The 25,304-nt window shown below is 59.1% G+C and carries 26 protein-coding genes; 20 read left to right on the top strand and 6 right to left on the bottom strand.

Annotated features, from left to right (window positions below):
- Window positions 1–9: 9 nt before the first annotated feature.
- From ccoO to ccoP, 3 genes are read left to right on the top strand one after another with little or no spacing between them, the layout of a single operon-like run.
- A complete protein-coding gene (gene ccoO / locus QNI81_RS11785) occupies window positions 10–738 on the top strand; it encodes a cytochrome-c oxidase, cbb3-type subunit II (protein ID WP_005629926.1) in 729 nt (242 codons plus the stop codon).
- Window positions 739–752: 14 nt separating this feature from the next.
- The gene (locus QNI81_RS11780; RefSeq protein WP_283966611.1) at window positions 753–950 is read left to right on the top strand and encodes a cbb3-type cytochrome c oxidase subunit 3; all 198 of its coding nucleotides are present in this window, start codon (window positions 753–755) and stop codon (window positions 948–950) included.
- Complete coding sequence (gene ccoP / locus QNI81_RS11775) at window positions 947–1,831, top strand: cytochrome-c oxidase, cbb3-type subunit III (RefSeq protein ID WP_065321074.1); 885 nt, start codon at window positions 947–949, stop codon at window positions 1,829–1,831. Before QNI81_RS11780 ends, ccoP begins: the two co-directional genes overlap by 4 nt.
- Window positions 1,832–2,174: 343 nt before the next feature.
- Here ccoP and QNI81_RS11770 read toward each other — a convergent pair whose 3' ends face one another.
- Window positions 2,175–2,378 (bottom strand): hypothetical protein, encoded by a 204-nt coding sequence (locus QNI81_RS11770; protein WP_283966610.1) that lies wholly within the window; start codon window positions 2,376–2,378, stop codon window positions 2,175–2,177.
- 110 nt (window positions 2,379–2,488) lie between these two features.
- Here QNI81_RS11770 and QNI81_RS11765 point away from each other — a divergent pair, with 110 nt between their 5' ends.
- From QNI81_RS11765 to ccoS, 5 genes are all read left to right on the top strand, one after another.
- Window positions 2,489–3,373 carry a LysR substrate-binding domain-containing protein gene (locus QNI81_RS11765; RefSeq protein WP_065328608.1) on the top strand — a complete coding sequence of 295 codons (885 nt, stop codon included), beginning with the start codon at window positions 2,489–2,491 and terminating at the stop codon, window positions 3,371–3,373.
- 148 nt (window positions 3,374–3,521) lie between these two features.
- Window positions 3,522–4,952: a cytochrome c oxidase accessory protein CcoG gene (gene ccoG / locus QNI81_RS11760; RefSeq protein ID WP_065328609.1), complete on the top strand. Its 1,431-nt coding sequence runs from the start codon at window positions 3,522–3,524 to the stop codon at window positions 4,950–4,952.
- A 3-nt stretch (window positions 4,953–4,955) separates the two neighbouring features.
- Window positions 4,956–5,432, top strand: a complete 477-nt coding sequence (locus QNI81_RS11755; protein ID WP_126137657.1) for a FixH family protein — start codon at window positions 4,956–4,958, stop codon at window positions 5,430–5,432.
- Window positions 5,433–5,510: 78 nt separating this feature from the next.
- The gene (locus QNI81_RS11750) at window positions 5,511–7,694 is read left to right on the top strand and encodes a heavy metal translocating P-type ATPase (protein ID WP_283966609.1); all 2,184 of its coding nucleotides are present in this window, start codon (window positions 5,511–5,513) and stop codon (window positions 7,692–7,694) included.
- Between the two features lie 17 nt (window positions 7,695–7,711).
- Window positions 7,712–7,870, top strand: a complete 159-nt coding sequence (ccoS, locus tag QNI81_RS11745) for a cbb3-type cytochrome oxidase assembly protein CcoS (protein WP_005629952.1) — start codon at window positions 7,712–7,714, stop codon at window positions 7,868–7,870.
- Window positions 7,871–8,027: 157 nt separating this feature from the next.
- On the opposite strand, the gene QNI81_RS11740 is transcribed toward ccoS, so the two are convergent.
- Together QNI81_RS11740 and QNI81_RS11735 are read right to left on the bottom strand one after the other, a co-directional pair.
- Window positions 8,028–9,707 (bottom strand): D-alanyl-D-alanine carboxypeptidase family protein, encoded by a 1,680-nt coding sequence (locus tag QNI81_RS11740; protein ID WP_283966608.1) that lies wholly within the window; start codon window positions 9,705–9,707, stop codon window positions 8,028–8,030.
- A 318-nt stretch (window positions 9,708–10,025) separates the two neighbouring features.
- Entirely contained in the window at window positions 10,026–10,739 is a 714-nt protein-coding gene (locus tag QNI81_RS11735) for an HAD family hydrolase (protein WP_126137654.1), read from the bottom strand.
- A gap of 90 nt (window positions 10,740–10,829) precedes the next feature.
- Here QNI81_RS11735 and clpS point away from each other — a divergent pair, with 90 nt between their 5' ends.
- The 5 genes from clpS to QNI81_RS11710 all read left to right on the top strand — a co-directional run bounded on the left by clpS (window position 10,830) and on the right by QNI81_RS11710 (window position 15,101).
- A complete protein-coding gene (clpS, locus tag QNI81_RS11730) occupies window positions 10,830–11,171 on the top strand; it encodes an ATP-dependent Clp protease adapter ClpS (protein ID WP_172599694.1) in 342 nt (113 codons plus the stop codon).
- 39 nt (window positions 11,172–11,210) lie between these two features.
- Window positions 11,211–12,197 (top strand): class I SAM-dependent methyltransferase, encoded by a 987-nt coding sequence (locus QNI81_RS11725; protein ID WP_283966607.1) that lies wholly within the window; start codon window positions 11,211–11,213, stop codon window positions 12,195–12,197.
- Between the two features lie 156 nt (window positions 12,198–12,353).
- Complete coding sequence (locus QNI81_RS11720) at window positions 12,354–13,157, top strand: SDR family NAD(P)-dependent oxidoreductase (protein ID WP_009177899.1); 804 nt, start codon at window positions 12,354–12,356, stop codon at window positions 13,155–13,157.
- Window positions 13,158–13,197: 40 nt separating this feature from the next.
- Complete coding sequence (gene hemF, locus QNI81_RS11715) at window positions 13,198–14,100, top strand: oxygen-dependent coproporphyrinogen oxidase (RefSeq protein ID WP_283966606.1); 903 nt, start codon at window positions 13,198–13,200, stop codon at window positions 14,098–14,100.
- Window positions 14,101–14,222: 122 nt separating this feature from the next.
- Window positions 14,223–15,101: a glycoside hydrolase family 25 protein gene (locus tag QNI81_RS11710; protein WP_283966605.1), complete on the top strand. Its 879-nt coding sequence runs from the start codon at window positions 14,223–14,225 to the stop codon at window positions 15,099–15,101.
- A gap of 171 nt (window positions 15,102–15,272) precedes the next feature.
- Here the strand turns inward: QNI81_RS11710 and QNI81_RS11705 are convergent, their stop codons facing one another.
- Together QNI81_RS11705 and hemC are read right to left on the bottom strand one after the other, a co-directional pair.
- The gene (locus QNI81_RS11705) at window positions 15,273–16,223 is read right to left on the bottom strand and encodes a fatty acid desaturase family protein (RefSeq protein ID WP_283967886.1); all 951 of its coding nucleotides are present in this window, start codon (window positions 16,221–16,223) and stop codon (window positions 15,273–15,275) included.
- A 135-nt stretch (window positions 16,224–16,358) separates the two neighbouring features.
- Window positions 16,359–17,315, bottom strand: a complete 957-nt coding sequence (gene hemC / locus QNI81_RS11700; protein ID WP_283966604.1) for a hydroxymethylbilane synthase — start codon at window positions 17,313–17,315, stop codon at window positions 16,359–16,361.
- Window positions 17,316–17,436: 121 nt separating this feature from the next.
- Between hemC and hemE the strand changes: the two genes are divergently transcribed.
- Entirely contained in the window at window positions 17,437–18,480 is a 1,044-nt protein-coding gene (gene hemE / locus QNI81_RS11695; RefSeq protein ID WP_283966603.1) for a uroporphyrinogen decarboxylase, read from the top strand.
- A 60-nt stretch (window positions 18,481–18,540) separates the two neighbouring features.
- Here the strand turns inward: hemE and QNI81_RS11690 are convergent, their stop codons facing one another.
- A complete protein-coding gene (locus tag QNI81_RS11690; RefSeq protein ID WP_283966602.1) occupies window positions 18,541–19,662 on the bottom strand; it encodes a CaiB/BaiF CoA transferase family protein in 1,122 nt (373 codons plus the stop codon).
- 217 nt (window positions 19,663–19,879) lie between these two features.
- Between QNI81_RS11690 and QNI81_RS11685 the strand changes: the two genes are divergently transcribed.
- From QNI81_RS11685 to QNI81_RS11660, 6 genes are all read left to right on the top strand, one after another.
- Window positions 19,880–20,425 (top strand): SRPBCC family protein, encoded by a 546-nt coding sequence (locus QNI81_RS11685; RefSeq protein WP_283966601.1) that lies wholly within the window; start codon window positions 19,880–19,882, stop codon window positions 20,423–20,425.
- A gap of 200 nt (window positions 20,426–20,625) precedes the next feature.
- The gene (locus QNI81_RS11680) at window positions 20,626–21,555 is read left to right on the top strand and encodes an ABC transporter ATP-binding protein (RefSeq protein ID WP_009177590.1); all 930 of its coding nucleotides are present in this window, start codon (window positions 20,626–20,628) and stop codon (window positions 21,553–21,555) included.
- Window positions 21,552–22,313, top strand: coding sequence for an ABC transporter permease (locus QNI81_RS11675; protein WP_005614286.1), 762 nt, complete (start codon window positions 21,552–21,554; stop codon window positions 22,311–22,313). The genes QNI81_RS11680 and QNI81_RS11675 overlap by 4 nt, the downstream gene beginning before the upstream one ends.
- 244 nt (window positions 22,314–22,557) lie before the next feature.
- Window positions 22,558–23,355 (top strand): S49 family peptidase, encoded by a 798-nt coding sequence (locus QNI81_RS11670; protein ID WP_283966600.1) that lies wholly within the window; start codon window positions 22,558–22,560, stop codon window positions 23,353–23,355.
- A gap of 171 nt (window positions 23,356–23,526) precedes the next feature.
- Window positions 23,527–24,471 carry a calcium/sodium antiporter gene (locus tag QNI81_RS11665; RefSeq protein WP_005614283.1) on the top strand — a complete coding sequence of 315 codons (945 nt, stop codon included), beginning with the start codon at window positions 23,527–23,529 and terminating at the stop codon, window positions 24,469–24,471.
- 36 nt (window positions 24,472–24,507) lie between these two features.
- Entirely contained in the window at window positions 24,508–25,284 is a 777-nt protein-coding gene (locus QNI81_RS11660) for an SDR family oxidoreductase (protein WP_283966599.1), read from the top strand.
- Window positions 25,285–25,304 lie beyond the last annotated feature (20 nt).

Genomic DNA, 25,304 nt, shown 5'->3' with positions numbered 1-25,304 from the left:
GCCGGAGAGATGGCAATTCTCGACAAGCATAAAATCCTCGAGACGAACGCAACGCTTCTGCTGATCTGTTCCTTTCTCGTCGTCACCATTGGTGGCTTGGTGCAGATCACCCCGTTGTTCTATCTGGAGAACACCATCGAGGAGGTGGAGGGCATGCGTCCCTACACCCCGCTCGAGCTGGCAGGGCGCGACATCTATATTCGCGAAGGCTGTTACGTCTGTCATAGCCAGATGATCCGCCCGATGCGCGATGAGGTCGAACGCTATGGCCACTACTCACTGGCGGCAGAGTCGATGTACGACCACCCGTTCCAGTGGGGCTCCAAACGCACCGGGCCGGATCTGGCCCGTGTGGGGGGGCGTTACTCGGACGAGTGGCACGTCGATCACCTGCGCGACCCGCAGGCGGTGGTGCCGGAATCGGTGATGCCGAAGTATGACTTCCTCGAGCGCACCCGCATCGACGGCAAGTATATCGGTGATCTGATGGCCACCAATGCCATTGTTGGCGTGCCCTACTCGGACGAGATGATCGAAGAAGCGCGCCGCGATTTCCGCGCTCAGGCTGATCCCGACAGTGACTATGACGGGCTGCTGGAGCGGTACGGCGAGAACGTCAACGTGCGGAACTTCGACGGTCAACCGGGTGTCTCTGAAGCGGACGCATTGATCGCTTATCTGCAGATGTTGGGCACGTTGGTCGATTTCTCGACCTTCACACCTGACGCAAGCCGGTAAGGGAGGATTGAGCCATGGAAACCTATTCCTTGCTGCGACAGTTCGCTGACAGCTGGATGCTTCTCTTTCTGTTCCTCTTTTTCATTGGTGTCGTGTTCTGGGCGTTTCGCCCCGGCTCCACCAGAACTTATGAGGACACAGCCAATATCCCCTTCCGCAACGCGGATAAGCCGGCGTCAGAGAGCGCCGCTCAACCGGAGGCCCAGAAATGAGTGAGACGGGCAACAAAAACACCGTAAAGATCCAAGAAGGTGACCCAAACACCACCGGCCATGAGTGGGATGGGATCATGGAGTTCGACAACCCGATGCCGCGCTGGTGGCTTTGGGTGTTCTACGCCACCATCGTCTGGGGGATCGGCTATAGCATCGCCTATCCGGCTTGGCCGCTGGTGAGTGAGGCAACCTCTGGCATGTTGGGCTGGTCCTCGCGCGCCAAGGTTGAAGCTGAAATCGCTGCGGTCGAAACGGCAAATGCACCGATCAACGCACAGTTGGAGGCACTGGAACTTGCGGCCATTCCGGGTCACCCGGAGCTTGAGGGCTATGCGGTGTCTGCTGGGGCTGCGGTGTTCAAGACCTGGTGTGCGCAGTGTCACGGCTCTGGTGCGGCGGGTGCCAAAGGGTATCCGAACCTCTTGGACGATGACTGGCTTTGGGGTGGTACGATGGAAGACATCCACACCACCGTGTCCTACGGTATCCGCAATGAGGAAAGCGACGATGCGCGCTTCTCCGCGATGCCTGCCTTCGGGCGTGATGGGCTGCTGGAAAAAGAGCAGGTCAGTCAGGTGGTCAACTATGTGATGTCCCTGTCGGATACGCCACAAGATGCAAGCCAAGTGGCAGCTGGTGCGGCTGTCTTTGAGGCGAACTGTGCCTCCTGTCATGGCGAAGACGCCTCGGGGGATATCTATCAGGGCGCTCCGAACCTCAAAGATGCCATCTGGCTCTATGGTGGCGATTACGAGACCGTCTATGAAACCGTCTGGAACTCTCGCTACGGGGTCATGCCGAACTGGGATACCCGCCTGAGTGAGGCCGAAATCCGCGCGGTGAGTGCCTATGTGCACCAGTTGGGTGGTGGCGAGTAAATCGCGATCTGACACGGAAAAAGCAGGCCGCTCCAAACGGGGCGGCCTTTTTAGTTGGGGACAGTAAATTGGATGTGCAGGCGCGCCGGACCTGTGCAAAACAGCGGCGTTTTTTGGTGTGAACTTTGGTCGAGTTGATCTGCATCAAGGCTGCGCAAGCATGCAGATGACAAAACGGTATCAAGACGAAATTCAGGGCCATGGTTGGGAAGGCTATCGTGTCAGGCCTCGGATTTCGCCGTGCCCCGCTGGGTTGACTGGCGGGTCTTTACGACGCCGGTTCCCTGCTTGTTCGCGCGTTTCCTGGGGAGCCGGCGTCTTTTCCCTCTAATCACTACTAAGGCTATTTGCAGGTCGCGATGTGCGGTTGGCAGGGAGATTGGCTATCGCGTGTCTCTTTCCGCGCCTTGATCAGGGCGGTCACGATACGACGCCATATGCCGGGGCGGACCTTGGGGCTGCGGTAGGCCACTGGCATTGGCCGTTGCGGAAGATCGCTGTGGCGGGTCGCGTTCAACAGGGTGCGGGCATAAATATCAACTAACATGTTCACTCTCCTCGGCATGTGATCCACACGCTGGATCTGTGCTCATGCTTGCCTGAAGTCGTGTTTTATGCGAGTCAGGAAGAAATCTAACATGTAAGGATAACTTACATATGAACTGGCGTGATATGCCTTCAATGGCGGCCCTTCGGGCTTTTTCGGTTTTTTCTGAAACCGGGAACCTGCAACAAGCGGGCGCGCAGCTGAACGTCAGTCACGCAGCAATCAGCCAACAATTGCGTCAGCTTGAGGCCCATATGGGAGTGCCGCTCTTGGACAGGTCAGGTCGCGCATTGCGACTGACGCCGGAGGGCGAGCAGCTCGCACAGGCCTTGACGCTGGGGTTTGGTGCAATTCGCATGGCGGTACAGGATTTGACAACGCGCGGCGCAGGGCAGCCGCTCCATGTAACCTGTACGCCGATGTTTGCCACCCATTGGTTGATGCCGCGTCTGGCCGGGTTTCGGCAGGCCTATCCTGAGGTGGATCTGGTGATTGATCCCACCGGCGAGGTGGTACAGCTCACACCCGGTGGCATCGACGTTGCGCTGCGATACGGAAGCGGCGCTTGGCCCGGTCTTGAGGCCGAGATGCTGCTGGCGTCGCCTATGGTGGTGGTGGCAGCTCCGGGCCTTTTGGACCAGCGAGCGGTGAAACAGCCGGAGGACCTGCTTGACCTGCCGTGGCTGGAGGAAATCGGCACCAATGAAGCCTCTGTTTGGCTCCGCTCCCGCGGGGTGGAAGACAGCCTTAAAGCAGGGCGAGTCGTTTTACCCGGTAACCTCTTGATGGAGGCCCTGCGGGCGGGGCAGGGGGTTGCGGTCTCGGTGCGCGAATTCGTCGCGCCGGATGTTGCCGCAGGGCGTCTGACCGAGCTTTTTTGTGAAGAACAAGGGCGTGGATACCATATTGTCCATCGTCCCGGTGTGCTGCGCCCCGGTGCGCGGCATTTCGTCAACTGGCTGCGCCGAGAGCGCGGATCTACCCCCTTGATCTGACCGCACAGTTTGTGTGCGGCGCTCCCGCAGGGCTGCGACATTTGTGCAAAATGCACATATGGGATGCGAATTTTGATCCACGTCAAAGTCTCGATCCCCGGTCTCTGGGAGAACACAATCAGACCTGTCACAGGATCGGAGCCAGAAGTTGAGCGATTCGAGCCAAGCCCCCAGCCTTTACGCCGCAAGGGAGCCAATCTTTCCCCGCCGAGTCTCGGGAAAGTTCCGCACTCTCAAATGGGTGATCATGGCGGTTACCTTGGGCATCTATTACCTGCTGCCTTGGATCCGTTGGGACCGTGGTCCCGAACTGCCGGATCAGGCGGTGTTGCTCGATCTTGCCGGGCGACGGTTTTATTTCTTCTGGATTGAGATCTGGCCGCATGAATTCTATTTCGTCGCGGGCCTGTTGATCATGGCGGGCCTTGGCCTGTTTCTGTTCACCTCGGCGTTGGGGCGGGTCTGGTGCGGCTATGCCTGCCCGCAGACTGTCTGGACTGATCTTTTCATTCTGGTTGAGCGCTGGATCGAGGGGGACCGAAACGCGCGCTTGCGCCTGCACCGTCAGAAAAAATGGGATTTCAAAAAAGCGCGCCTGCGGATGACCAAGTGGGTGGCCTGGCTTTTGATTGGCTTGGCAACCGGTGGGGCATGGGTGTTCTACTTTGCCGATGCACCAACCCTGCTGCATGATCTGGTGACGGGTCAGGCACACCCGGTGGCGTACACCACAATGGCGATCCTGACCTTCACGACCTTCTTCTTCGGTGGCTTTGCCCGCGAACAGATCTGTATCTATGCTTGCCCGTGGCCGCGTATTCAGGCGGCGATGATGGATGAGGATACGCTGACCGTCGGGTATCGCGATTGGCGCGGCGAGCCGCGCGGCAAGCACCGGAAATCGGCCGATGCTGATCAAAAGGGCGATTGTATCGACTGTATGGCCTGTGTGAACGTCTGTCCCATGGGGATCGATATTCGCAAGGGCCAACAGATGGAGTGCATCACCTGTGCGCTTTGTATTGATGCCTGCGATGACATCATGGCCAAAGTGGGTAAGCCACGTGGGCTCATTGATTATATGGCGCTGTCGGATGAAACCAATGAGCGTGCGGGCAAACCACCGCGCCCGGTCTGGAAGCACATCCTGCGCCCGCGCACGATTATGTACACGACGCTTTGGGGGGGTGTGGGGCTGGCGCTTGTGTTCGCACTCTTCATCCGTGCCGACATCAATATGACCGTAGCGCCGGTGCGGAACCCGACCTATGTCACGCTCTCGGACGGCACCATTCGCAACACTTACGATGTGCGACTGTCAAACAAACACGGTGAGGCGCGACTGTTTGAGCTGTCGATCGTCGGTGATCCGGCGCTCTCTGTCTCGCTCGAGGGGGAAGAAAGTGTTACGGTTCAAGTCCCTGCTGACAGCGCAAGCCTGCAACGGGTCTATATCGCTGCGCCGCGCGGGAGTTCCCCGGCAGAAGCCGAGAACACCGGGCTGCGGATTTGGGTCGAAGATCTGACATCGGGCGAACGCGCTTACCGCGACACCACCTTCAACGGACGGGGGAATTGATCCATGACGGGAGAGACCACACGAAAACCTCGCGAGTTCACAGGCAAGCATATGCTGGCGCTTTGTGTGGGGTTTTTCGGGATCATCATCACGGTGAATGTCTACATGGCCTATAGCGCTGTGAGCACGTTTCCCGGCCTTGAAGTGAAGAACTCTTATGTCGCGAGCCAACAGTTTGATACACGCCGCGCCGCGCAGGAGGCGCTGGGGTGGTCGGTTTATGCCTCAGCGATTGGGGAAGAGGTGAAGCTTGAGATCACCGATCGTGACGGCCAGCCGGTAGAAGTCGCCTCGCTGACCGCGACACTTGGTCGGGCCACCCATGTGAAGGACGATCAGAACCCGCAGTTTGTATTCGATGGCTCCGCATATGTCGCACCTGCGGAACTGGCACCGGGAAACTGGAACATTCGAATGATCGCGCGTGCCAAGGATGGCACCGAGTTCACTCAGCGTGTGATCCTGCACGTCAAAAAGTAGCACTGACGCCTGACACCACCGTGTAAGATGCGCGTTTGCACGCAGTATCCGTGATCAGCGTCCCTCAGAGGTAGAACCATGACTGCTCCGATGCGTCATCAAACGGCTGTGTGCCCCGGTTGCGTGGCTGCCCCGACAGAGGCGGTGGAGGATGCACCCACCGAGGCGCGCCTTGCGATCTCTTTGCCGACAATCCACTGTCAGGCCTGTATTTCCAAAGTGGAGCGCGGGTTGTCGCAAGTCCCGGGCGTGCGAACTGCACGCGTCAATCTGACCCTGAAACGGGCTCTCATTGAGGCTGACCCGGACATGCGGGCGGCGGATCTGGTTCCGGTCTGCGAGGGGCTTGGTTACGAGGCACATGAATTGGATCTTGCGGCCTTGGCTGCGACTGAAACAGATCGCGCAGGGCGTGAATTGTTGCTGCGGCTTGCGGTGGCAGGCTTTGCGTCCATGAATGTGATGCTGTTGTCGATCTCAGTCTGGTCCGGCGCGTCTGACGCGACCCGTGATATGTTCCACTGGATTTCCGCTGCGATCACCTTTCCAGCCATCATCTATTCCGGGCAACCGTTTTTCCGAAATGCATGGCATGCGCTGCGGGCACGTCGTCTCAATATGGATGTGCCCATCGTGTTGGCGTTGTTGCTCGCGTTGGTGACTTCGCTGTGGGAGACATCGCTTTCGGGGGAGCATGCCTATTTCGATGCGGCACTGACGTTGACGTTCTTCTTGCTGGCGGGGCGCTATCTTGACCACCGAACCCGTGCTGCGGCCCGATCTGCTGCGGAGGAGCTTGCAGCACTCGAGGTCCCGCGTGCCTGGCGTCTGGATGAGCAGGGACAAGAGGTCGAGGTCTCCGTTGCTGATCTGGCGATTGGTGATCTGATCCGCGTGCGCCCCGGCGGACGCATGCCGGTAGATGGCGAGATCGTCGAGGGGCGTTCTGAGCTGGATCGTTCATTGCTGACCGGGGAGACATTGCCTGTCCTCGCAGAGCCGGGCACCGAGGTTTCCGCAGGTGAGGTCAATTTGACCGGACCGCTGACCATCCGCGCCACAGCTGTTGGCGCTGAGACCTCGCTGCATCGTATGGCGGATTTGGTGGCAATCGCAGAGTCGGGGCGGTCTCGTTACACCTCGCTCGCGGATAGCGCGGCGAAACTCTATGCGCCCGGGGTACATATCCTGTCGGCGCTCGCCTTCGTTGGGTGGTATCTATACACCTTTGATCTGCGCACGGCCCTGAATATTGCGGCTGCGGTACTGATCATCACATGCCCCTGTGCATTGGGCCTTGCCGTCCCTGCGGTGACCACGGCTGCCTCGGGTCGACTGTTTCGGGCGGGCCTGCTGGTTAAACATGCCACTGCGCTGGAGCGGCTCGCCGAGGTGGACACAGTGGTGTTTGACAAGACCGGAACATTGACGGCGGGAGCGCCGGAGGTTGTGAACCTTGATGAGTTGAACGCCCAACAGCTGTCCATCGCGTTGGCCTTAGCCGAAGGGTCGAGCCACCCACTGGCGATTGCGCTGACCCGTGCGGCAAAGGCGGCAGGGGTTGAGGCTGTGGTGTTGGAAGATTTGCAAGAAGTGCCCGGCTACGGCACGCAGGCGTGCCTTGCGGGGCAGGTCGTGCGGCTGGGGCGTGCCGCTTGGGTTGGGGCGCAGGGGTCGTTGGAGCAGACAGCCACCTGGCTGGATCTGGGCGATGGCATGCCAGTTGCAATCCGTTTTACGGATGCCTTGCGCCCCGGTGCGCAGGAAGCGGTTTCAGCGCTTCAAGATGCAGGTATGGGCGTGATGCTTATATCCGGCGATACGGTGGCGGCAGTCCGCGATCTGGCAGAGCGGTTGGGTATTCAGAGTTGGGTGGCCGAAGCGCTCCCAGATGAAAAGGCTGCGCGCGTGTCACAACTGACCGAGGCAGGCCATAAGGTGCTGATGGTTGGGGATGGTCTCAACGACACGGCCGCGTTGGCGGGTGCGCATGTCTCGATCTCGCCTGCTTCGGCGCTTGATGCTGCGAGGGTGGCGTCTGATATTGTTTTGCTGGGCAAAGATCTGTCTCCGATTTCGAAGGCATGCGGTGTGGCCAAGCGTGCCACCAAGCGTATTCGCGAGAACTTCCAGATTGCAACGCTGTACAATGTGATAGCCGTGCCTCTGGCGATTGCAGGTCTGGCCACGCCCTTGATTGCGGCGCTGGCGATGTCTACGTCATCGATTACCGTATCACTCAACGCACTGCGCCTGCGTTAGGCGCGCTGGGGAGCGACATGACCGTTTTGTCTTATCTTATTCCTATCTCCCTGATCCTTGGCGGGGCCGGGTTGATTGGGTTTATCTATACCGTGCGTTCAGAACAATACGACGACCCAGAGGGGGATGCGCGTCGGATCTTGAGCGATGAATGGGACGACCACCCCAAGCCCTGACCGCTGGTGGGGCGCTGCCCCCTCTTGCCCGTGCCGGGCAATTCACCCCCGGGATATTTGGGGTTAGAAGAATGAAATAGCCGCTGCCCCGGGTGATGGTGCAGCGGCTATTATTTTTTAGATGCTGTTGGCAGGCCTTGGCTCGGTCGCTTGGGGGTTAGGACGCCGGCCCCAGTGTTTCACAGGTTACATTGCGAGAGTTGAGGCGGCGGCAGGCAAGTTCCGCGCTTTCCTTGGTCATACCGAGGAAGTTTGCATCAAAGCCGCGCGGGCTCTGTACCACTTTGCGGAGTGAGCCATCGAGTGTTTCCATTTCAGCCAAAGCGGTGCGCAACAGGACTTTCTCGGCCTGAAAACGGTTCGTGTAGCGACCGACATTGATACCCCAGTAGCGCCCGCCTGAGGTCGACAGGCGTGTCACAACTACAGGTTCCTCGGCCGAAGCAACCTGTGTTTCCAGCCCCGTCGGGCGCACCTGCGGGCGCGGTCCCGTGTAGCGACGCTGGGTTGGGGCCTCGACCGCGCGGGCAACGGCGGTTCGAATTTCGGCTTTCAGAGCTTCTTCGCCCTCCACATCTGCTTGACGTTGGGCAGGACGTGCGAGGGGTTGAATTGCCGACACTTCAGAAACCTCGGTGACCTCAAGAAGCGCGCTGTTGATGCCGGATTGAAGCGCGTCTGTGTCCAACGCGGCGATCTGCACCTCTTCTTCTGCGGTTTCGGGCGCAACCTCTGCTTCGGCCACCAGCAATGCCGGATCGACCTCGGGTGCGGGGCGGGCACGCGGGCGCATGGTTTCAGAGATCACACCGCTTACGCGAATGGTTTTGCCAGCAAGCCCATGAGTGTCATCCTCTGCCAGGCGCACGCCGCTGTTGCCCACATAAGGTGGCATCGGGGGTTTTTGCAATTTGGCATAGGCAGGCGCGCGACGGAACCCAAGGTCCAGAAGTTCGGCAACCTTGGCGTTGCGTGCCGCGGTGGATTGGCCGCCAAATACGGTCGCGATGATGCGCTCATCTCCGCGTTTGGCTGAGGACACAAGGTTAAAGCCAGCCGCACGAGTGTAGCCGGTCTTAATGCCGTCCGCGCCGCGATAGGCTGCGAGAAACCGGCGGTTGGTGTTGTACACCACTTTGGTTCCCGCGTTGGTCGATTTGCGCGAGAACAGGTTATAGTACTCAGGATAATCATAAAGCATATGACGCCCGAGGATGGTCATGTCGCGTGCCGTAGACATATGCCCATTGGCGGTCAGACCATGCGCGTTTTTAAATGTGGTGCGGGTCATACCCAGCGCTTTGGCCGTGCGATTCATGCGCCGGGCAAAGGCGGCTTCGGAGCCGGAGATTGCCTCGCCGATGGCAGTTGCGGCGTCATTGGCAGATTTCACTGCGGCCGCACGGATCAGATAGCGCAGGGCGATTTTCTGGCCACGCCGCAAACCTAGTTCTGAGGGCGGCTCTGCTTCGGCGTTACGGGATACCGTGATTTCTGTATCGAGGGTTATTTCTCCGTTCCGCACCGCCTCAAAGGCGATGTAGAGCGTCATCATTTTAGTGAGGGAGGCCGGGTGCAATCGTGTGTCGGCGTTACGGGAGTGCAAGACCTCCCCCGTGCGCGCATCCATCACCATTGCAGCATAAGGTGCCGCTGCCGCCTGTTCTGGAGCGACCGCAACCAGCCCGACTGCGAGCGCCAGACCCTGTATGGTGCGTTTGCACAGCCCTACCGCGCCTTGGAGAATTGTTTGCCCTGAATTGCGACGTTGCCCACGGCCACACTTCACCCAACGGGAGAAGAGACGACCGCCGTCGACCTGAGAAATCACTGCCATGTTTGCCTCGTGTCGCCGGTTTTCCGGCTGACGTTTTGTCTGCTTATGCAAGCGTATCATAGCCGGTCTGACGAATAAACCAGTTGTGAAGGAACATCTTGTTGTGCTGGACGGGCGAAACCTAAGGGTTGTCGACATCTAGTAGTCGCACGCCTCAACCTCGCTAAATAAAGCGATAGCGGCGGCAAAAATGTCAGCAATTTTCTGTCTGCTTGGCAGTGCTGCAACCGGTATCACGCCTTATTTCACAGGTGAAATGAAGCGTTGAGGTCACAGTAGTGAATGATTGGTTAACATAACCCGGTTTTCCGGCGGGTTTTAGCCGAGTCGCTCGATGAGAGTGGGCAGGGCGCTCAGATCGGGAATCTCGTGGTAGCGCGGGCTGTGTTCTGGGGCGTCGGCGTGCTCGACCTCCCACACGAGTCCATGGGGAACATAGACGCCATGCCCACCTGCCTCCACCACGGGGACGACATCGGAACGCATGGAATTTCCGGCCATCAAGGCACGCGCGACACCGTCGCCATGGCGATTGAAGATATCGATATACACCTGAGGCGTCTTTTCAGAGACCACCTCGACCGCGTCGAATAACTCGCCAAGGCCAGATTGCGCCAGTTTGCGTTCCTGATCCAATAGATCGCCCTTGGTAATCAGGACAACGCGATAGTCGTCTGCCACGGCCTCGACTGCTGTTCTTGCGTGTGGCAACAGTTCGATCGGAAAGGAGAGCATCATCTGCCCCGCTTCCAGTAACTCTTTGATAACAGAAGATGGAACCCGGCCTTCGGTGACGTCGATGGCGGTTTCGATCATCGAAAGGGTGAAGCCTTTGACGCCGTAGCCATAGGCCCCAAGATTGCGCTTTTCAGCATCCAGCAGTTTGCGCTCCAAGGCCTCTGGCCCCATATCTTCCGGTGTGTGATCCATCAGCAGTTCAGCAAAGCGATCCTGTGTCACCCGAAAGAAACGCTCGTTGTGCCAGAGCGTGTCATCTGCGTCAAAACCGATGGTCGTGAGCGTTCTAGGCATTATCCCGGCCTCAATCTCTTTTCCTTATGGGGTCTTCCCCTATATAAGCCGGTGACGAACGCAGATGCACGACTGGAAAATTTTGATCCCATGCTAAAGCACCCCGTAATGATGTCGGACAATCCGGATGACGAGAGCGACCTTGGTGTTCTGACCAAAACCCGCCCGCGTACGCAACGGCCGCCGCGCTACAAGGTGCTGCTGTTAAACGATGACTACACACCGATGGAGTTTGTGGTCATCGTGCTGGAGCGGTTCTTTGGGCTCAACCATGCGCAAGCCTTTGAAATCATGCTGACAGTGCATAAAAAGGGTCTCGCCGTTGTTGGTGTTTTCAGCCACGAAGTTGCTGAAACCAAAGTGGCGCAGGTGATGGATTACGCGCGTCGCCACCAGCATCCTCTGCAATGCACCATGGAAAAAGACGACTGACCCGATCATAGCGGGTTGGTTCTGGAAAGGTCTCTCAAGATGTCTCAACGCCTGAGCCTCGCGGTTCATTCAGGCGATTTCGCCGTTCCTGAAACGGGGCGAATCGCTGTTTTTCTTCCGCGTGAGGGCCATGACCTCTCGGCTCTGCCTCAGGGGCAGCTAGAGGTGATCCAGCCGCTGAAGCCGGAAAATGACTATTGGACCGCGCGCGGTTTGACCTGTGTGGCAGAGGCGGAGGCAGGGGCGACCTATGCTGCGGCGGTTGTGTTCATTCCGCGTGCCAAACCGCTTGCGAGGCAGCTTGTGGCGCAGGCGGTTGCTGCAACCCAAGGTCCGGTACTGATTGATGGTGCCAAAACCGACGGTATCGATTCCCTCCTGAAAGAGCTGAAAAAGCGAACCACGCCCTCTGCAGCCACGTCAAAGGCACATGGCAAGGCTTTTTGCATTGAGGGAGGTTTGGATCTGTCTGACTGGATCTTGGGGGCGCAGGAAGTTTCTGGCGGCTTTGTCACCGCGCCGGGTGTATTTTCTGCAGATGGTATTGATCCTGCATCGGCGCTATTGGCTCAGGCGCTTCCGGCCAAGCTCGGTAAAGAGGTTGCGGACCTAGGAGCTGGTTGGGGCTATCTTTCTGCGCAGATTCTTTGTCGCGACACCGTGGAGACGCTGCATCTGGTGGAAGCAGATCATATCGCGCTGACCTGCGCACGTCGCAATGTGGATGATACACGCGCGCAGTTTCACTGGGCGGATGCACGCCAGTGGGATGTGAAAGGCAGTCTGGATGCGGTTGTCATGAACCCGCCATTCCACACCGGTCGCGCCGCCGAGCCTGCGCTGGGACAGGCGTTTATCGCCAATGCGGCGCGGTTGCTGAAACCGGCAGGCCAGCTTTGGTTGGTGGCTAATCGGCATCTTCCGTATGAGACGCCACTGAACGAGGCATTTGCGTCGCTCACTGAGGTTGCAGGAGACAATCGTTTCAAGATTCTGCATGCCGCTCGCCCACGCCGCAGCCGCTAGGGCCTGCCCTCACGGCAAGGCCGCAAAACCTGTTCAAATCTCAAATCCTTCGGGCTATCGTCGCGACAACACGCGCACCAACTTGGGTGCTTTTTGTTCTGAAACCTGGCCCAAGGAACAGGCGCATCGCCTGACGCAAGCAAGGATCTTTATCCCATGAGTTTTTCCATCTCTGGCAAGACCGCCATCGTAACTGGTGCCGCAAATGGCATTGGTTTGGCGATTGGTCGACAGTTCGCGCGCGAAGGCGCGAATGTTATGTTCGTGGACCATGATGAGGCCGCACTCCTGCAGGAACTGGGCAGTGACGTCGAAGATGGCAATATCCGCCATTTCGCCGGGGATCTGCGAGAGCGCCTGACCATTGCCAACCTTTTATCGGCCACCATTGATGCCTTCGATCAGATCGACATTCTGGTCAATGGGGCGCGCAAGGTTGTGCCCAGTGAGCCACTCAACCCAGATGATGAGAGTGTCGAATTTCTGTTGCACCAGAACCTGATGTCGACATTGCGCCTGTCGCAGCATGTGGCCAAGCGGATGATCCGCCAGGGCGAGGAACGCGACGACGAAGGCGCAAATGGCGCCATCATCAACCTGTCGTCAATTGCCGCCCGGCGCACCCACCCGGATCTGATGGGGTACTCCGTGACCTCGGCTGCGCTGGACCAGATGACACGCTCGCTGGCGGTGTCGCTGGCGCCGCATAAGATTCGGGTGAACTCCATCGCTTTCGGCTCTGTGATGAGTGCATCGATGCAGGCCACGCTCAAGGACAACCGCTCCCTGCGGCAGGACATTGAGGAGCACACGCCCCTGAACCGGATCGCACCGCCCACCGAACTGACCGAGACGGCGCAGTTTCTGGCGTCTGAGGCCTCGGGATTTATGACCGGGCAGGTGTTGACGCTGGATGGTGGGCGCACGCTGCTTGATCCCGTCACCGCGCCGGTGCATTGAGGCGACACGCCCGAATTACGATCTGACTCAGGAGGCCCGGATGGCAGAGAGTGCGACAGAGATGCGCGCAGAAAAAGCGCGCGCGGCAGCATGGTTCCGGGAGCTGCGCGATCAGATCGTTGCAGCTTTTGAGGGGCTGGAGGACAGCCATGCAGACGGTCCCTTTGCCGATATGGAGGCGGGTCGGTTTGACGTGAGCGAGACCAAGCGCACGGCGGAAGATGGCTCTGACGCGGGCGGTGGCCTGATGAGCGTCATGCGCGGCGGCCGCGTTTTTGAAAAGGTCGGCGTCAATATTTCCGAGGTCTACGGTACACTTGGCGAACGCGCGCAAAACGCGATGGCGGCCCGCAAGGGACTACCGGGCATGAAGGAAGATCCGCGGTTCTGGGCCTCGGGCATTTCGCTGGTGGCGCATATGCGCAACCCGCATGTGCCGGCGGTGCATATGAACACGCGCATGTTCTGGACGCCGCATGGCTGGTGGTTCGGGGGCGGGTCTGACCTCAACCCCTGTATCGAGTACGACGAGGACACGGCACATTTCCACGGCGTGCAGCAAGCGCATCTCGACCCGCATGGCGGCGACCTCTACCCCCGGCTGAAGGCCTGGGCGGATGAGTATTTCTTCATCCCGCATCGCGGTCGCGCGCGCGGTGTTGGCGGCATTTTTCTGGACGATCACAACACCGGCGACTGGGCGGCGGATTTTGCGCTGATCCAGGACATTGGCCGTGCCTTCCTGCCTGCCTTTGTACCTCTGGTGGAAAAACGGCGAGTGCAGACTTGCTCTGAGGCGGACAAAGACGCGCAGCTCATTCACCGCGGGCTCTATGCGGAATACAACCTCGTTTATGATCGCGGCACCAAGTTTGGTCTGGAGACCGGGCATGACGCCAATGCGGTGTTGATGAGCCTGCCGCCGCTCGCGAAATGGGTGTGACTGTCGCATCGGTGTAAACCCGCTCAGCGCGCGGGAAAGCGGACCCTATTCGGCATTCTGCATTGAAGGATCTGCCTGTCTCCGGCTCTATGGAGGCAGGCAGTTTTCTTTGGCAGGTAGATATGAAATTTCATCAACTGATTGGTTTGGGGATGCTCGCGGCGCTGGCCGCCTGCGGCAGTGCAACGCGGGAGCCGGTGCCGCCGCCGCCTCTGGAGGGGGAGGTCGAGCGGGTGATAGACCCCGCATTTGCGCGTGCCTATGCGGCGCTCGCGACCTATCCGAAATACGGCGACAATGACCCCCACGACTGGGACGGGGGCACGCCATGGGGCTATCCGATCCATGGCATCGATGTGGCACGCTATCAGGGCGATATCGACTGGCGTCAGGTGGGCGCGGCGGGCGTGTCCTTTGCATGGATCAAGGCCACGGAAGGGGGCGATCACCTGGACCCGGAGTTCAAGTCCAACTGGCGCGCGGCACGGCGTGCAGGTCTGCGACGCGGAGCCTATCATTTCTATTATTTTTGTCGCAGCCCGGAAGAGCAGGCGCGCTGGTTCATCCGCAATGTGCCCAAGGAGGCGGGCAGCCTGCCACCGGTGCTGGACATCGAGTGGAACCATGCCTCGCCGAGCTGTAAACGCCGCCCGTCCGGGGCCGAGGCGCGGCATGAGGCGGAACGCTTCATCCAGAAGATCGAGCAGCACTATGGTCGCAGGCCGGTGGTGTATACCACGGTGGATTTCTATCGCGACACCGGGATTGGGCAGCTTCAGGGGGTGGATTTTTGGCTGCGGTCGGTCGCCGGGCATCCGGAACAGGTCTATCCCGGCGCGCACTGGGTGTTCTGGCAATACACGGGCACAGGCTCTGTTCCCGGCATCGAGGGAAATGTGGACTTGAACGCCTTTGCGGGCAGCGCGGAGAACTGGCTCCAATGGCTTGGGTATCGGAAATACCTGCCGGTGGAGGTGCCCACGGCAGAGGCGGAGGGCTGATCCAGGCGCGGTGCAAGAGGTTTTGCGCTCCGCTTGCGCGGATCGCCGGGGGGCAGGGGCAGCGCCTTCGGCGCTGCCCCTGCCGGGCCCAACGCTTTTGGGGGAGACTTGTCTCACCCGCAAAGGGGCGGGAGTGCCCCCTTGCCCGGTGCGGGAGCAGTGGCGGTGTGGTCAGGTGCCACGGCGGTGCCAGCCCGCTTCGATCAGGGCCTGTCCATAGCTTTTTGCCACACGCATGCGCGCGCCGTATCCTTTCGCCAGTAAAAGAGCGTGCATCTTTGGGAGCTGCCAGCAGGGGACATGCATGACCATGTGGTGTTCGAGGTGATAGTTGACCCAATAGGGTGCGACCAGGGCACGGGCCAGCGGGCCGGCATAGGTGGTGCGCACGTTCTGGAACGGGTTTTCCGAGCGCTCCACCGCGCCATGTTCGGCGATATTGCGCAGGCGCACGACGAACTGGAACCATGTCAGATAGGGCAGGAGCCAGAAGGCCAGCCCCCACCACCAGCTGCCCAGCAGGCTCATGACCAGCATCGGCAGCAGGAACAATGGCAGGGCGGGCAGCAGGCGCGGGCTCTTGAACGTCTGCGCAAAATCGCCCGAGGCGGCTTCCATCGCCTCGTGATCACCGGCCAGAACGAGGGACATGCGGATCTGGCCAAAGAGCTGCTTGAGACCGGTTTGGCCCGTGAGGTCGCGGGTGAACTTGCGCTTGAGGGAGGCGCGTGTGGTCGGGAAGGCCAGCGACAGCGCCAAATCCGGGTCCTTGTCGGTCTGGGTATAGCGGTGATGGGTCAGATGATAGTGGCGATAGGCCGGCAGGTCGGCCAGGATCGGACGCGCGCAGAACCATTGCCCGATGCGATCATTCAGCCTGCGGGATTTGAACAGCGCATTATGCGCGGCCTCATGCATCAGGATGGCCAGTCCCAACTGGCGCGAGCCGATGAGCATCACGGCAATAAGCGCCGTCAGGAGGTTGGGCCAGAGTGCAAACAGCGCCACCGCCGCCGCAATCACGCCCCAGCAATGCAGCACCAGCCACGCGCCCATCAGGTCTGATCGCGCAGCAAGCGGGCGAATGTCGTCGCTGCTGAGATAGGCCTTGCTCGGTGTCATCATGCGCCCTCCCCGCCGCCTGATCCTGTCGTCTCAGGCTGGCAGCGTAACGGGCCTTGCGTCAATCGGGGCGTGGCGTCACGCAGGTTGCGACCGGCTCTGACAGTCGCAACCGCGCGAGCGCGGGCCCGTCGGTCAGTGGCTGAAAAACCCTTCTCCCGCCCGCGCGCGCAGAGCCTCGCCCATGCGGCGACCGAGTTCGGCACCGTCCTCGATCGCGCAGCTTTGCTGATCCGCCAGCGCCTCTGATCCGTCGGGGCGTAGAATTTGGCCGCGCAGCTGCAAGGTGCCGCCGGAGAGGTCGGCCAGCGCGGCAATCGGCGTTTCGCAGGATCCATCCAGCGCGGCCAGAAACGCGCGCTCGGCCGCGAGGCGCAGGCTGGTCTCGGCGTGGTGGATGGCCTCCAGCATGGCGGCCGCGGTTGTGTCGTCGCTGCGGCGTTCGATGCCGATTGCGCCTTGGGCCACCGCAGGCAGCATGTCCTCGGGCGCGATGGGCGTGGCGGGAACCTCCTCGGCCATGTTGAGGCGACGCAGCCCGGCCATGGCGAGGAAGGTGGCGCTGGCCACGCCATCTTGGAGCTTTTGCAGGCGGGTCTGGACGTTGCCCCGGAACTCCACCACCTGCAAATCCGGGCGCCGGTGCAGCAGTTGCGCGCGCCGGCGCAGGGAGGAGGTGCCCACGATCGCGCCCTCCGGCAAATCGGCAATCGCACGGATCTGGGGGGAGACAAACGCGTCGCGGACATCTTCGCGCGGCAGGTAGCAATCCAGCATCAGCCCTTCGGGCTGCTCGGTAGGCATATCCTTCATCGAATGCACCGCGAGGTCGATGCCGCCGGAGGTCAGAGCCTCTTCGATCTCCTTGGTGAACAGCCCCTTGTTGCCGATCTCTTTCAGCGGGCGATCCGCGTCGATCATGGCGCGGTTGTCGCCGGTGGTCTTGATCACCACGATATCAAAGGCCGTGGGCTCCAGCTCAAAGGCGCGGGCCAGCCGGTCGCGGGTCTCATAAGCCTGAGCGAGCGCCAGCGGAGAGCCGCGGGTGCCGATCTTCAGGGGCGAAGCGGGAGAGGGCAGGGTCAAGGTCATGGGGCACAGGATTAGTCGCGACATTATGCCGTGGCAAGCGCCAGTCTGTGCGGGCGGGCAAGCCTTGACAATTTGCCGCTGAGGCTAGACCTCAGAGTGACCGCAATTAAAGGGGCAGAGCATGGGCCAGAAAAAGACGATCCTTCGCGCATTGGCAGGCGAAACACAGGCTGTGCCACCGATTTGGATGATGCGGCAGGCGGGTCGCTACCTGCCCGAATATCGCGCAACACGGGCGCAGGCCGGCGATTTCCTGAGCCTGTGCTACAACCCGGAACTGGCCGCTGAGGTGACGTTGCAGCCCATCCGTCGCTACGGTTTTGACGCGGCGATCCTGTTTGCCGATATTCTTCTGGTGCCGCAGGCGCTGGGTGCGGAGTTGTGGTTCGTCACCGGTGAAGGGCCGCGCCTGTCCACCATCACGACGGAGGCGGATTTTGCCAAGCTTGGCCCCGCCAGCGACGTGCATGAGACCTTGAACCCGATTTACGAGACGGTGCGCATTCTGTCGCGGGCGCTCCCCTCTGAGACCACGCTGATTGGGTTTGCGGGGGCGCCGTGGACCGTGGCGACCTACATGATCGCGGGACGCGGGACACCGGATCAGGGTCCTGCACACGCATTGATGCAGGAAAATACCGCTCTTTTTGAGGCTCTCTTGGCGCGTATCACCGAAGCCACTATTCACTACCTTTCGGCGCAGATTGAAGCGGGCGCAGAGGTCGTGAAGATCTTTGACAGCTGGGCTGGATCGCTCAAAGGCCACGCATTTGAAAAATACGCGCTGGAGCCTGCGCGTGAAATCACAGCGGCACTGAAGGCACGCCATCCCGGTATTCCGGTCATCGGTTTTCCACGTGAGGCCGGAGAGAAATATGTAGGCTTCCATAAGGCGACCGGTGTGGATTGCGTGGCACTCGACAATTCTGTTGATCCGGAATGGGCGGCGGCGCAGGTGCAGGTGGATGGTTGCGTGCAAGGCAATCTTGCGTCGCGCCATATGGTGACTGGCGGCGAAGAGCTGGTCGCGGATACACGCCGGATCGTGCAGGCGTTCTCAAAAGGGCCACATATTTTCAACTTGGGCCACGGGATCACGCCGGATGCCAACCCTGACAATGTTCAGCTTATGATTGACACAGTTCGCGCGGGGGCCACGGGGTAATCTGGCTTGGCCCGATCAAATGCCGTTTCAGCTTTGCTATGATGAGGGGGCTCTGCCCCCTCAAACGCCCCCGGGATATTTCTGGTTAGAAGATGATGTGAGGCGATCAGCGAGGTCTGCGAGAATATGCGCGCGATGCTGATCGCGGTATGGCGATGTCCCGACCGGGCGGGTTTTACCATCAAAGCGCGGCGCGGGAGCAGCCTGAAGATGGCCATCCTGTGTAAGCCATGTTTTGCGGCTGTTCATTGCATCTTGCGCAGCTTCTGCCGGGGAAAGAACGGCCGTTACGCAGGCGTCACAGTCGTTGAACATGTCTGCCCAGTATTCGCGCGGGTGCTCTGCAAAGCGGCCTGACAGGCGGGCTGTGAGTTCAGGCCAGAGTGTTTTGTCGAATTGGTGAAGGAAATCAGGATCGTCGCCAAGGCCCAGTTTCGCAAGGAAGATGGCGTAGAATTTGGGCTCAAAACACTGGACCGCGATATATCCTCCACCTTTGCAGAGATAGGTTCGGCTCCAATGCGGGCCGTCCAGCAGGTTTTCCCCGCGTGTTTCTCCAAATCCACCCGCTTGGCGTAGCGCCATAAGCAGGTTCATCATATGCGCAGACCCATCATAGATTGCCGCGTCGACCACGGTGCCCACGCCGGTTTGTGCGGCGCGCAAGAGCCCCGCCAGCAGCCCTGCGACGAGGTAGAGCGCGCCGCCACCGATATCTCCTACGAGGGTCGGTGGCGTCAGGGGCGTATCGTTCGGGGCTGAGGCTGACCAGAGTGCCCCGGACAGGGCAATATAGTTCAGATCATGCCCAGCCTGTGTCGCGCGAGGGCTTTGTTGCCCCCAGCCCGTCATCCGGCCATAGATCAGCTTGGGGTTTTTCTGATGCATTTGCGTGGGGCCGAGCCCCAAACGCTCCATGACACCGGGGCGAAACCCCTCGATCAGGCCGTCTGCGGTGGCAATCAATTCCTGTGCGATCTGAAGATCTTGTGCATTCTTGAGGTCAAGCGCGATGGATTTCTTACCACGATCCAGAATTGAGCGCTCTGGCATGCCGGGAGGTGCGGCGGTTTCCTTGCGATGAATGCAAATGACATCAGCTCCCAAGTCAGCAAGCATCATTGCTGCAAATGGTGCGGGGCCCAATGCTTCGATTTCGATGATGCGAATCCCACGGAGCATGTCTGTCCCTCATTGTTGTGCTGATGGGTGTAAATTGCATTCGCGCAGGCCATAGCGTGCGCTGTCAATCTATGTGGCAGGCCATGACGCCACGTTGCGGCCCTTTGCTGTCGATGTGGATCGCGGCAAGAGGTTCTTGGCAGCGCGACAAATTTCCGGCTAGGTGGAGACTGATGTGCCGTTTGGCCCGCAGGTGCAGAGCAAAGGGAGTTACGCCATGCAGATGAGTGATCAAAAAGAAATTGCGGCAGATCCGGCGAGTGTTTACGCGGCCCTGCTCAATCCTGAAGTGCTGAAGGCCTGCGTTCCCGGCGCGCAAGAAGTCACCGGCTCACCGGAAGAGGGATTTGAGGCGAAGGTGACCCAGAAGGTTGGTCCGGTAAAGGCAACCTTCACCGGCAAGGTGACGCTCTCTGATATGGTGCCGGGTGAGAAGCTGACCATTACTGGCGAGGGGAAAGGGGGCGCTGCTGGTTTTGCCAAAGGCGGCGCCGAGGTGACGCTGACACCCAGTGATACCGGCACTCTGCTTTCTTATGACGTTGAGGCGAAAGTTGGTGGGAAACTGGCGCAGCTTGGCAGTCGGATTATCGACGGTTTTGCCAAGAAGATGGCAGATCAGTTCTTTACGAACCTCCAAGATGCACTTGCGCCAGCACCACCAGAGGGTGAAGCCGAGGCACCGGATGCCGACGCTGGCGATGCTAAGCCAAAGGGCTGGTTCAGAAAATTGTTGGGCGGAACCCCGGACGAGAGCGCCTAAATCTGCGATCCCTTTACGCGCGTTCGTTTATGCAGAAGGTAGCGCCGCATTGAGTTCAAGGCTGCGTCAATGCACAGTGGAATGCGCGGCGATGGGGGTGGTGGTTTGCTCACGTGAGCGTTACCAGTAATACAAAGCGTGAACAAAATGGTTCATGCTTTGATTGCCCGTATTCGAGCACGATCCGAAGTGGAGGCCGCATGAGCACCATCCTGTCCATAACTGACCTGCGTAAATCCTATGCAGGCGGGTTTGAGGCGTTGAAAGGCGTTAACCTTGAGATTGCGGAAGGCGAGATTCTCGCACTTCTTGGTCCCAATGGCGCTGGGAAAACGACTCTCATCTCAACAATCTGCGGGATTACCACCGCGACCTCCGGCTCTGTCACCGTGGGGGGGCACTGTATCGAACGGGAGTATCGCGCGGCGCGGGCGATGATTGGTTTGGTGCCGCAGGAGATCAATTTGGAACCGTTTGAAACGGTGATGAATTCGGTCCGGTTCTCGCGCGGACTGTTTGGTAAACCGAGAAATGACGCGCTGATTGACGACATCCTCAAGAAACTCTCGCTCTGGGACAAGCGCTCTAGTCAAATCAAGGAACTATCTGGTGGTATGAAGCGCCGTGTGCTTATCGCCAAGGCGCTGAGCCATGAGCCGCGTGTGCTGTTCCTCGATGAGCCTACCGCGGGTGTCGACGTAGAATTGCGCAAAGACATGTGGGACGTTGTGCGTGAACTGCGGGAAAGCGGTGTCACCATCATCCTCACCACTCATTACATTGAAGAAGCGGAGGCAATGGCCGACCGCGTTGGAGTTATTGCTGGGGGAGAGATCCTGCTAGTGGAAGAAAAATCCGACCTGATGGCGCGGATGGGCAAAAAGGAATTGCAGGTGTTCCTTGTCGATCCGGTTGCGACTGTACCGGAGGCTTTGGATCAGCATGAGTTGCGTCTGGGCGAGGACGGGCACTCCCTGATCTATACCTATGACGTGAAGGCCGAGCGCACCGGTATCACCACGCTGCTGAACGATGTGGCGGCTGCGGGACTGGTGCTTTCGGATGTGTCGACGCGGCAATCAAGCCTTGAGGACATTTTTGTCGGCCTTGTTTCGGGAGAAGATGCATGAACTGGACGGCCGTATCTGCCATATACAAATTTGAAATGGCGCGCTTTTTTCGAACTCTTGCACAGAGTTTTCTGTCACCGGTCTTATCGACCTCGCTCTATTTTGTGGTGTTTGGGGCCGCCATCGGCAGCCGCATAGATCAGGTAGAGGGCGTGTCTTATGGGGCGTTTATCGTGCCGGGACTTATCATGCTCAGCGTGATCACGCAGGGTATCTCTAACGCGTCTTTCGGGATCTATTTTCCAAAGTTTATCGGTACAGTTTACGAGTTGCTGTCGGCTCCGGTGAACTTTTTGGAAATCGTGCTTGGGTATGTGGGCGCAGCCGCGACCAAAGCGTTGTTTATCGGGGTGGTCATTCTTGCCACGGCGCATCTGTTCGTCGACATCACCATTGCGCATCCACTCGCGATGCTGCTCTTTTTGGTGCTGACCTGTATCAGCTTCGCGCTCTTGGGGTTTATCATCGGGATCTGGGCGAAGAATTTTGAGCAGTTGCAACTGGTGCCGCTTCTGATCATCACGCCGCTGATTTTTCTTGGGGGGTCATTTTACTCGATTTCGATGTTGCCGCCAATCTGGCAGACAATCACCCTGTTTAATCCTGTCGTTTATTTGATTTCAGGGTTCCGCTGGTCTTTCTTTGGTGTGTCGGATGTCCCGGTCGGCTTCAGCTTGTTGGCGATTGCGGTGTTCACGGGTCTGTGCTTGGCGGTTATCGGCTGGATATTCCGGACTGGCTGGCGCCTGCGCTCGTGAGGATTGCCGGGTGATCTCCCGCCCGGCAGAACTGCATTGTAAATGCCGCCCTGCCCGTTGGGCCGAGCGCCGCCCCCCCCACTGAGGGGGCGGCGCGGTTGCATAAGAACGCAGATATTGTGACCTGAATTGAACGAGGATTACGTTGCATTTTTACCCTCCGGAGGGCTGCAAACGTAACATCGCAACAATTCCTCTATGCCGATACCTTGTTTCCGGGGGGTGGGCATTCTACATCGGCGCCATGAGTGTTCGATTGCCCTTCAAAAAACGCCCGCCTCTTGTGGCGGTAGTGCGCCTGTCCGGAGCCATTGGCATGGCAGGTCGCGGAAGTCTGAACGACACAACGCTTGCTCCGGTGCTGGAGCGCGCCTTCAAGAAAGGCAAGCCACAAGCTGTCGCACTAGAGATCAATTCTCCTGGTGGAAGCCCGGTGCAAAGCGCCCTGATCGGTGCCCGTATTCGCCGTCTCGCCGAAGAACACGACGTTCCTGTTTTTGCGTTTGTCGAGGATGTTGCGGCTTCTGGCGGATATTGGCTTGCGGCAGCAGCAGACGAGATTTTTGCCGATGCAAGCTCGGTCGTTGGCTCTATCGGGGTTATCTCCTCCGGTTTTGGTGCGCATATCTTTTTGGCGCGGCAGGGGTTTGAGCGCCGTGTACATACGGCCGGTGAAAGCAAGAGCATGCTCGATCCATTCCGCCCGGAAAACGAAGGCGATGTTGCACGCCTGAAGGTGCTTTTGAACGATATACATGCCAACTTCATTGATCATGTCACTGAGCGGCGCGGCACCAAGCTCACGAGTGATGAGAAACTCTTTACCGGTGAGGTTTGGCTGGCACGCCGGGCTATTGGGCTGGGGCTCATAGATGGGATCGGGCATCTGAAGCCGGTGCTGCAAGAGAGATTTGGAAAGAAAGTCCGCCTGCGCCGCTATGGCGTGAAGAAGCCGTTTTTAAGCCGATTTGGCCTCTCGATGGCCGAAGACGCGCTGGCTGCGGTGGAGGAGCGCGCGCAGTTTGCGCGTTTTGGCCTGTGACGTGATCCTAAAGATCGTCTCTCTGTTTCTGGTGGCCATGGCTGTCCTCGCCATGTTTGGACGTTTGCGTTTTCCGGGACAAAAGAAACTCAATTCGGCCCGCTGCCCGTCCTGTGGACGTTTCAAAATTGGCAGAGGCGCCTGTGACTGTGGACGAGGAGGTCCAAAAACATGATGCCCTGGCTGTTTTCTGCCCTAGGCCTGGTGATCCTGTTACTGGCCGGTGACGCGCTGGTGCGCGGCGCTGTGAACCTCAGTCTGCGGGTGGGTATTCCTGCGCTGATCGTGAGCTTGACCATCGTGGCCTTTGGCACCTCCGCGCCCGAGCTGTTGATCGCAATACAAGCGGTGCATGAAAATGCCGATGGCATCGCGCTGGGCAATGTGGTCGGGTCCAATACTGCAAATATTCTGTTGGTTCTGGGCCTGCCTGCTTTGCTGCGCGCGTTGCACACCAGTGAATGTGACAGCCGGAAGAACTACATCTTCATGGTTGCGGCTTCCGTATTGTTCATTGCACTCGCCTTTGTCGGAACCTTTACGTGGGTGTCCGGTCTGATCCTGCTGCTTGCGCTGTTTGGCGTGCTGTTTACGGCCTTTCGCGAAGCCAAGGCGCACCGCGCAGCGGGGGAAGAGGACGAGCTGGAAGACATCGACGAAGCAGATCCGAATATGCCGTATTGGCGTATCGGGATCTATTTGGTGCTGGGTCTCATCGGTCTGCCTCTGGGGGCGGAACTTCTGGTGGAGAACGCGACCATCATTGCGCGTATGTATGGCCTCTCAGAGACCGTGATTGGCCTCACACTTGTGGCACTCGGCACCTCGCTGCCTGAACTCGCAACGACATTGGTTGCGGCCATGCGTCGACAAGCGGATGTGGCGCTGGGCAATGTGATCGGGTCGAACATGTTCAACCTTCTAGCGATCATTGGCATCACCACCTTTATCGGGCCTATCACAGTTGATCCGGCGTTCCTGCATTTCGATCTGTGGGTGATGCTGGCGGCTTCGCTGCTGATTATTCCCTTCGTGTTCTTCCGTCAGGACATTACGCGTATTTGGGGCATCGCATTGACGGCTCTTTATGTGGTCTATGTGTGGTCACTGCTCTAAGTCTTTGTGCAAGACACAAAGATAAAGGGGACAGAGATGCGGGCATTGGTGACCGGCGCGGGCAAGCGCCTGGGTCGAGCGATGGCATTGGCATTGGCACAGGACGGCTATGATGTGGCCGTCCACTATGCATCCTCCGAACGAGACGCCGAGGATGTGGTGGCTCAGATCCGTAGCCTTGGACGCAATGCCGTGGCGCTTCGGGCAGATTTGCTGCAAGATGAGGAAACCGAGACATTGCTGCCGCGTGCAGCAGAGGCTCTTGGTGGGCATATCACATGTCTGGTGAACAATGCCTCCATCTTTGAGCCGGACGCGTTGGGAACCGTGACCCGACAAAGTTGGGATCGACACCTGCAGAGCAATCTTCGCGCACCGGTCGTGCTGATACAGGCGCTGGCTGCACAGTCTCTGCCAGATCTGAGGGACAATTCCGGTGAGCCGCTCGCTGCGGCTGTTGCGGTGAACATGGTGGATCAACGGGTCCAAAAGCTCACCCCCGATTTCATGAGTTATACCTTAGCAAAATCCGCGCTTTGGACACTGACGCAGACGGCGGCGCAGGCCTTGGCTCCTAAAATCCGGGTCAACGCGATTGGTCCGGGTCCGACGCTTCAAGGGCCACGCCAGAGCGCATCTGACTTTTCAGCTCAACGTGCATCGACGCCGTTGCTGCGTGGAGCAGGGGAAAATGACATCACTGCGGCTCTGCGCTATCTGGTCGCCTCTCCCGCTGTCACCGGGCAGTTGATTTGCGTGGATGGCGGTCAACATTTGGCATGGCAAACGCCTGATACCCTTCTTCCAGAGTAGTGTTGGCGACGGTCAAAACA

The organism is Tritonibacter sp. AK171 (assembly GCF_030127025.1).
Taxonomy (GTDB): domain Bacteria; phylum Pseudomonadota; class Alphaproteobacteria; order Rhodobacterales; family Rhodobacteraceae; genus Epibacterium; species Epibacterium mobile.
The sequence above is the reverse complement of the archived record's forward strand: the minus strand, read 5'-3'. Positions and strand labels throughout refer to the sequence as shown.

What these genes read in the sequence shown, in the direction of transcription:
- clpS (WP_172599694.1), top strand. Translation starts at nt 10,830, where the DNA reads ATGCTAAAGCACCCCGTAATGATGTCGGACAATCCGGATGACGAGAGC.
- QNI81_RS11725 (WP_283966607.1), top strand. Translation starts at nt 11,211, where the DNA reads ATGTCTCAACGCCTGAGCCTCGCGGTTCATTCAGGCGATTTCGCCGTT.
- hemC (WP_283966604.1), bottom strand. Translation starts at nt 17,315, where the DNA reads ATGACCTTGACCCTGCCCTCTCCCGCTTCGCCCCTGAAGATCGGCACC.
- QNI81_RS11755 (WP_126137657.1), top strand. Translation starts at nt 4,956, where the DNA reads ATGACGGGAGAGACCACACGAAAACCTCGCGAGTTCACAGGCAAGCAT.
- QNI81_RS11670 (WP_283966600.1), top strand. Translation starts at nt 22,558, where the DNA reads ATGAGTGTTCGATTGCCCTTCAAAAAACGCCCGCCTCTTGTGGCGGTA.
- hemF (WP_283966606.1), top strand. Translation starts at nt 13,198, where the DNA reads ATGGCAGAGAGTGCGACAGAGATGCGCGCAGAAAAAGCGCGCGCGGCA.
- ccoP (WP_065321074.1), top strand. Translation starts at nt 947, where the DNA reads ATGAGTGAGACGGGCAACAAAAACACCGTAAAGATCCAAGAAGGTGAC.
- QNI81_RS11675 (WP_005614286.1), top strand. Translation starts at nt 21,552, where the DNA reads ATGAACTGGACGGCCGTATCTGCCATATACAAATTTGAAATGGCGCGC.
- QNI81_RS11765 (WP_065328608.1), top strand. Translation starts at nt 2,489, where the DNA reads ATGAACTGGCGTGATATGCCTTCAATGGCGGCCCTTCGGGCTTTTTCG.
- QNI81_RS11665 (WP_005614283.1), top strand. Translation starts at nt 23,527, where the DNA reads ATGATGCCCTGGCTGTTTTCTGCCCTAGGCCTGGTGATCCTGTTACTG.
- ccoO (WP_005629926.1), top strand. Translation starts at nt 10, where the DNA reads ATGGCAATTCTCGACAAGCATAAAATCCTCGAGACGAACGCAACGCTT.
- QNI81_RS11770 (WP_283966610.1), bottom strand. Translation starts at nt 2,378, where the DNA reads ATGTTAGTTGATATTTATGCCCGCACCCTGTTGAACGCGACCCGCCAC.
- ccoS (WP_005629952.1), top strand. Translation starts at nt 7,712, where the DNA reads ATGACCGTTTTGTCTTATCTTATTCCTATCTCCCTGATCCTTGGCGGG.
- hemE (WP_283966603.1), top strand. Translation starts at nt 17,437, where the DNA reads ATGGGCCAGAAAAAGACGATCCTTCGCGCATTGGCAGGCGAAACACAG.
- QNI81_RS11750 (WP_283966609.1), top strand. Translation starts at nt 5,511, where the DNA reads ATGACTGCTCCGATGCGTCATCAAACGGCTGTGTGCCCCGGTTGCGTG.
- QNI81_RS11705 (WP_283967886.1), bottom strand. Translation starts at nt 16,223, where the DNA reads ATGACACCGAGCAAGGCCTATCTCAGCAGCGACGACATTCGCCCGCTT.
- QNI81_RS11735 (WP_126137654.1), bottom strand. Translation starts at nt 10,739, where the DNA reads ATGCCTAGAACGCTCACGACCATCGGTTTTGACGCAGATGACACGCTC.
- QNI81_RS11660 (WP_283966599.1), top strand. Translation starts at nt 24,508, where the DNA reads ATGCGGGCATTGGTGACCGGCGCGGGCAAGCGCCTGGGTCGAGCGATG.
- QNI81_RS11780 (WP_283966611.1), top strand. Translation starts at nt 753, where the DNA reads ATGGAAACCTATTCCTTGCTGCGACAGTTCGCTGACAGCTGGATGCTT.
- QNI81_RS11710 (WP_283966605.1), top strand. Translation starts at nt 14,223, where the DNA reads ATGAAATTTCATCAACTGATTGGTTTGGGGATGCTCGCGGCGCTGGCC.
- QNI81_RS11680 (WP_009177590.1), top strand. Translation starts at nt 20,626, where the DNA reads ATGAGCACCATCCTGTCCATAACTGACCTGCGTAAATCCTATGCAGGC.
- QNI81_RS11685 (WP_283966601.1), top strand. Translation starts at nt 19,880, where the DNA reads ATGCAGATGAGTGATCAAAAAGAAATTGCGGCAGATCCGGCGAGTGTT.
- QNI81_RS11740 (WP_283966608.1), bottom strand. Translation starts at nt 9,707, where the DNA reads ATGGCAGTGATTTCTCAGGTCGACGGCGGTCGTCTCTTCTCCCGTTGG.
- QNI81_RS11690 (WP_283966602.1), bottom strand. Translation starts at nt 19,662, where the DNA reads ATGCTCCGTGGGATTCGCATCATCGAAATCGAAGCATTGGGCCCCGCA.
- QNI81_RS11720 (WP_009177899.1), top strand. Translation starts at nt 12,354, where the DNA reads ATGAGTTTTTCCATCTCTGGCAAGACCGCCATCGTAACTGGTGCCGCA.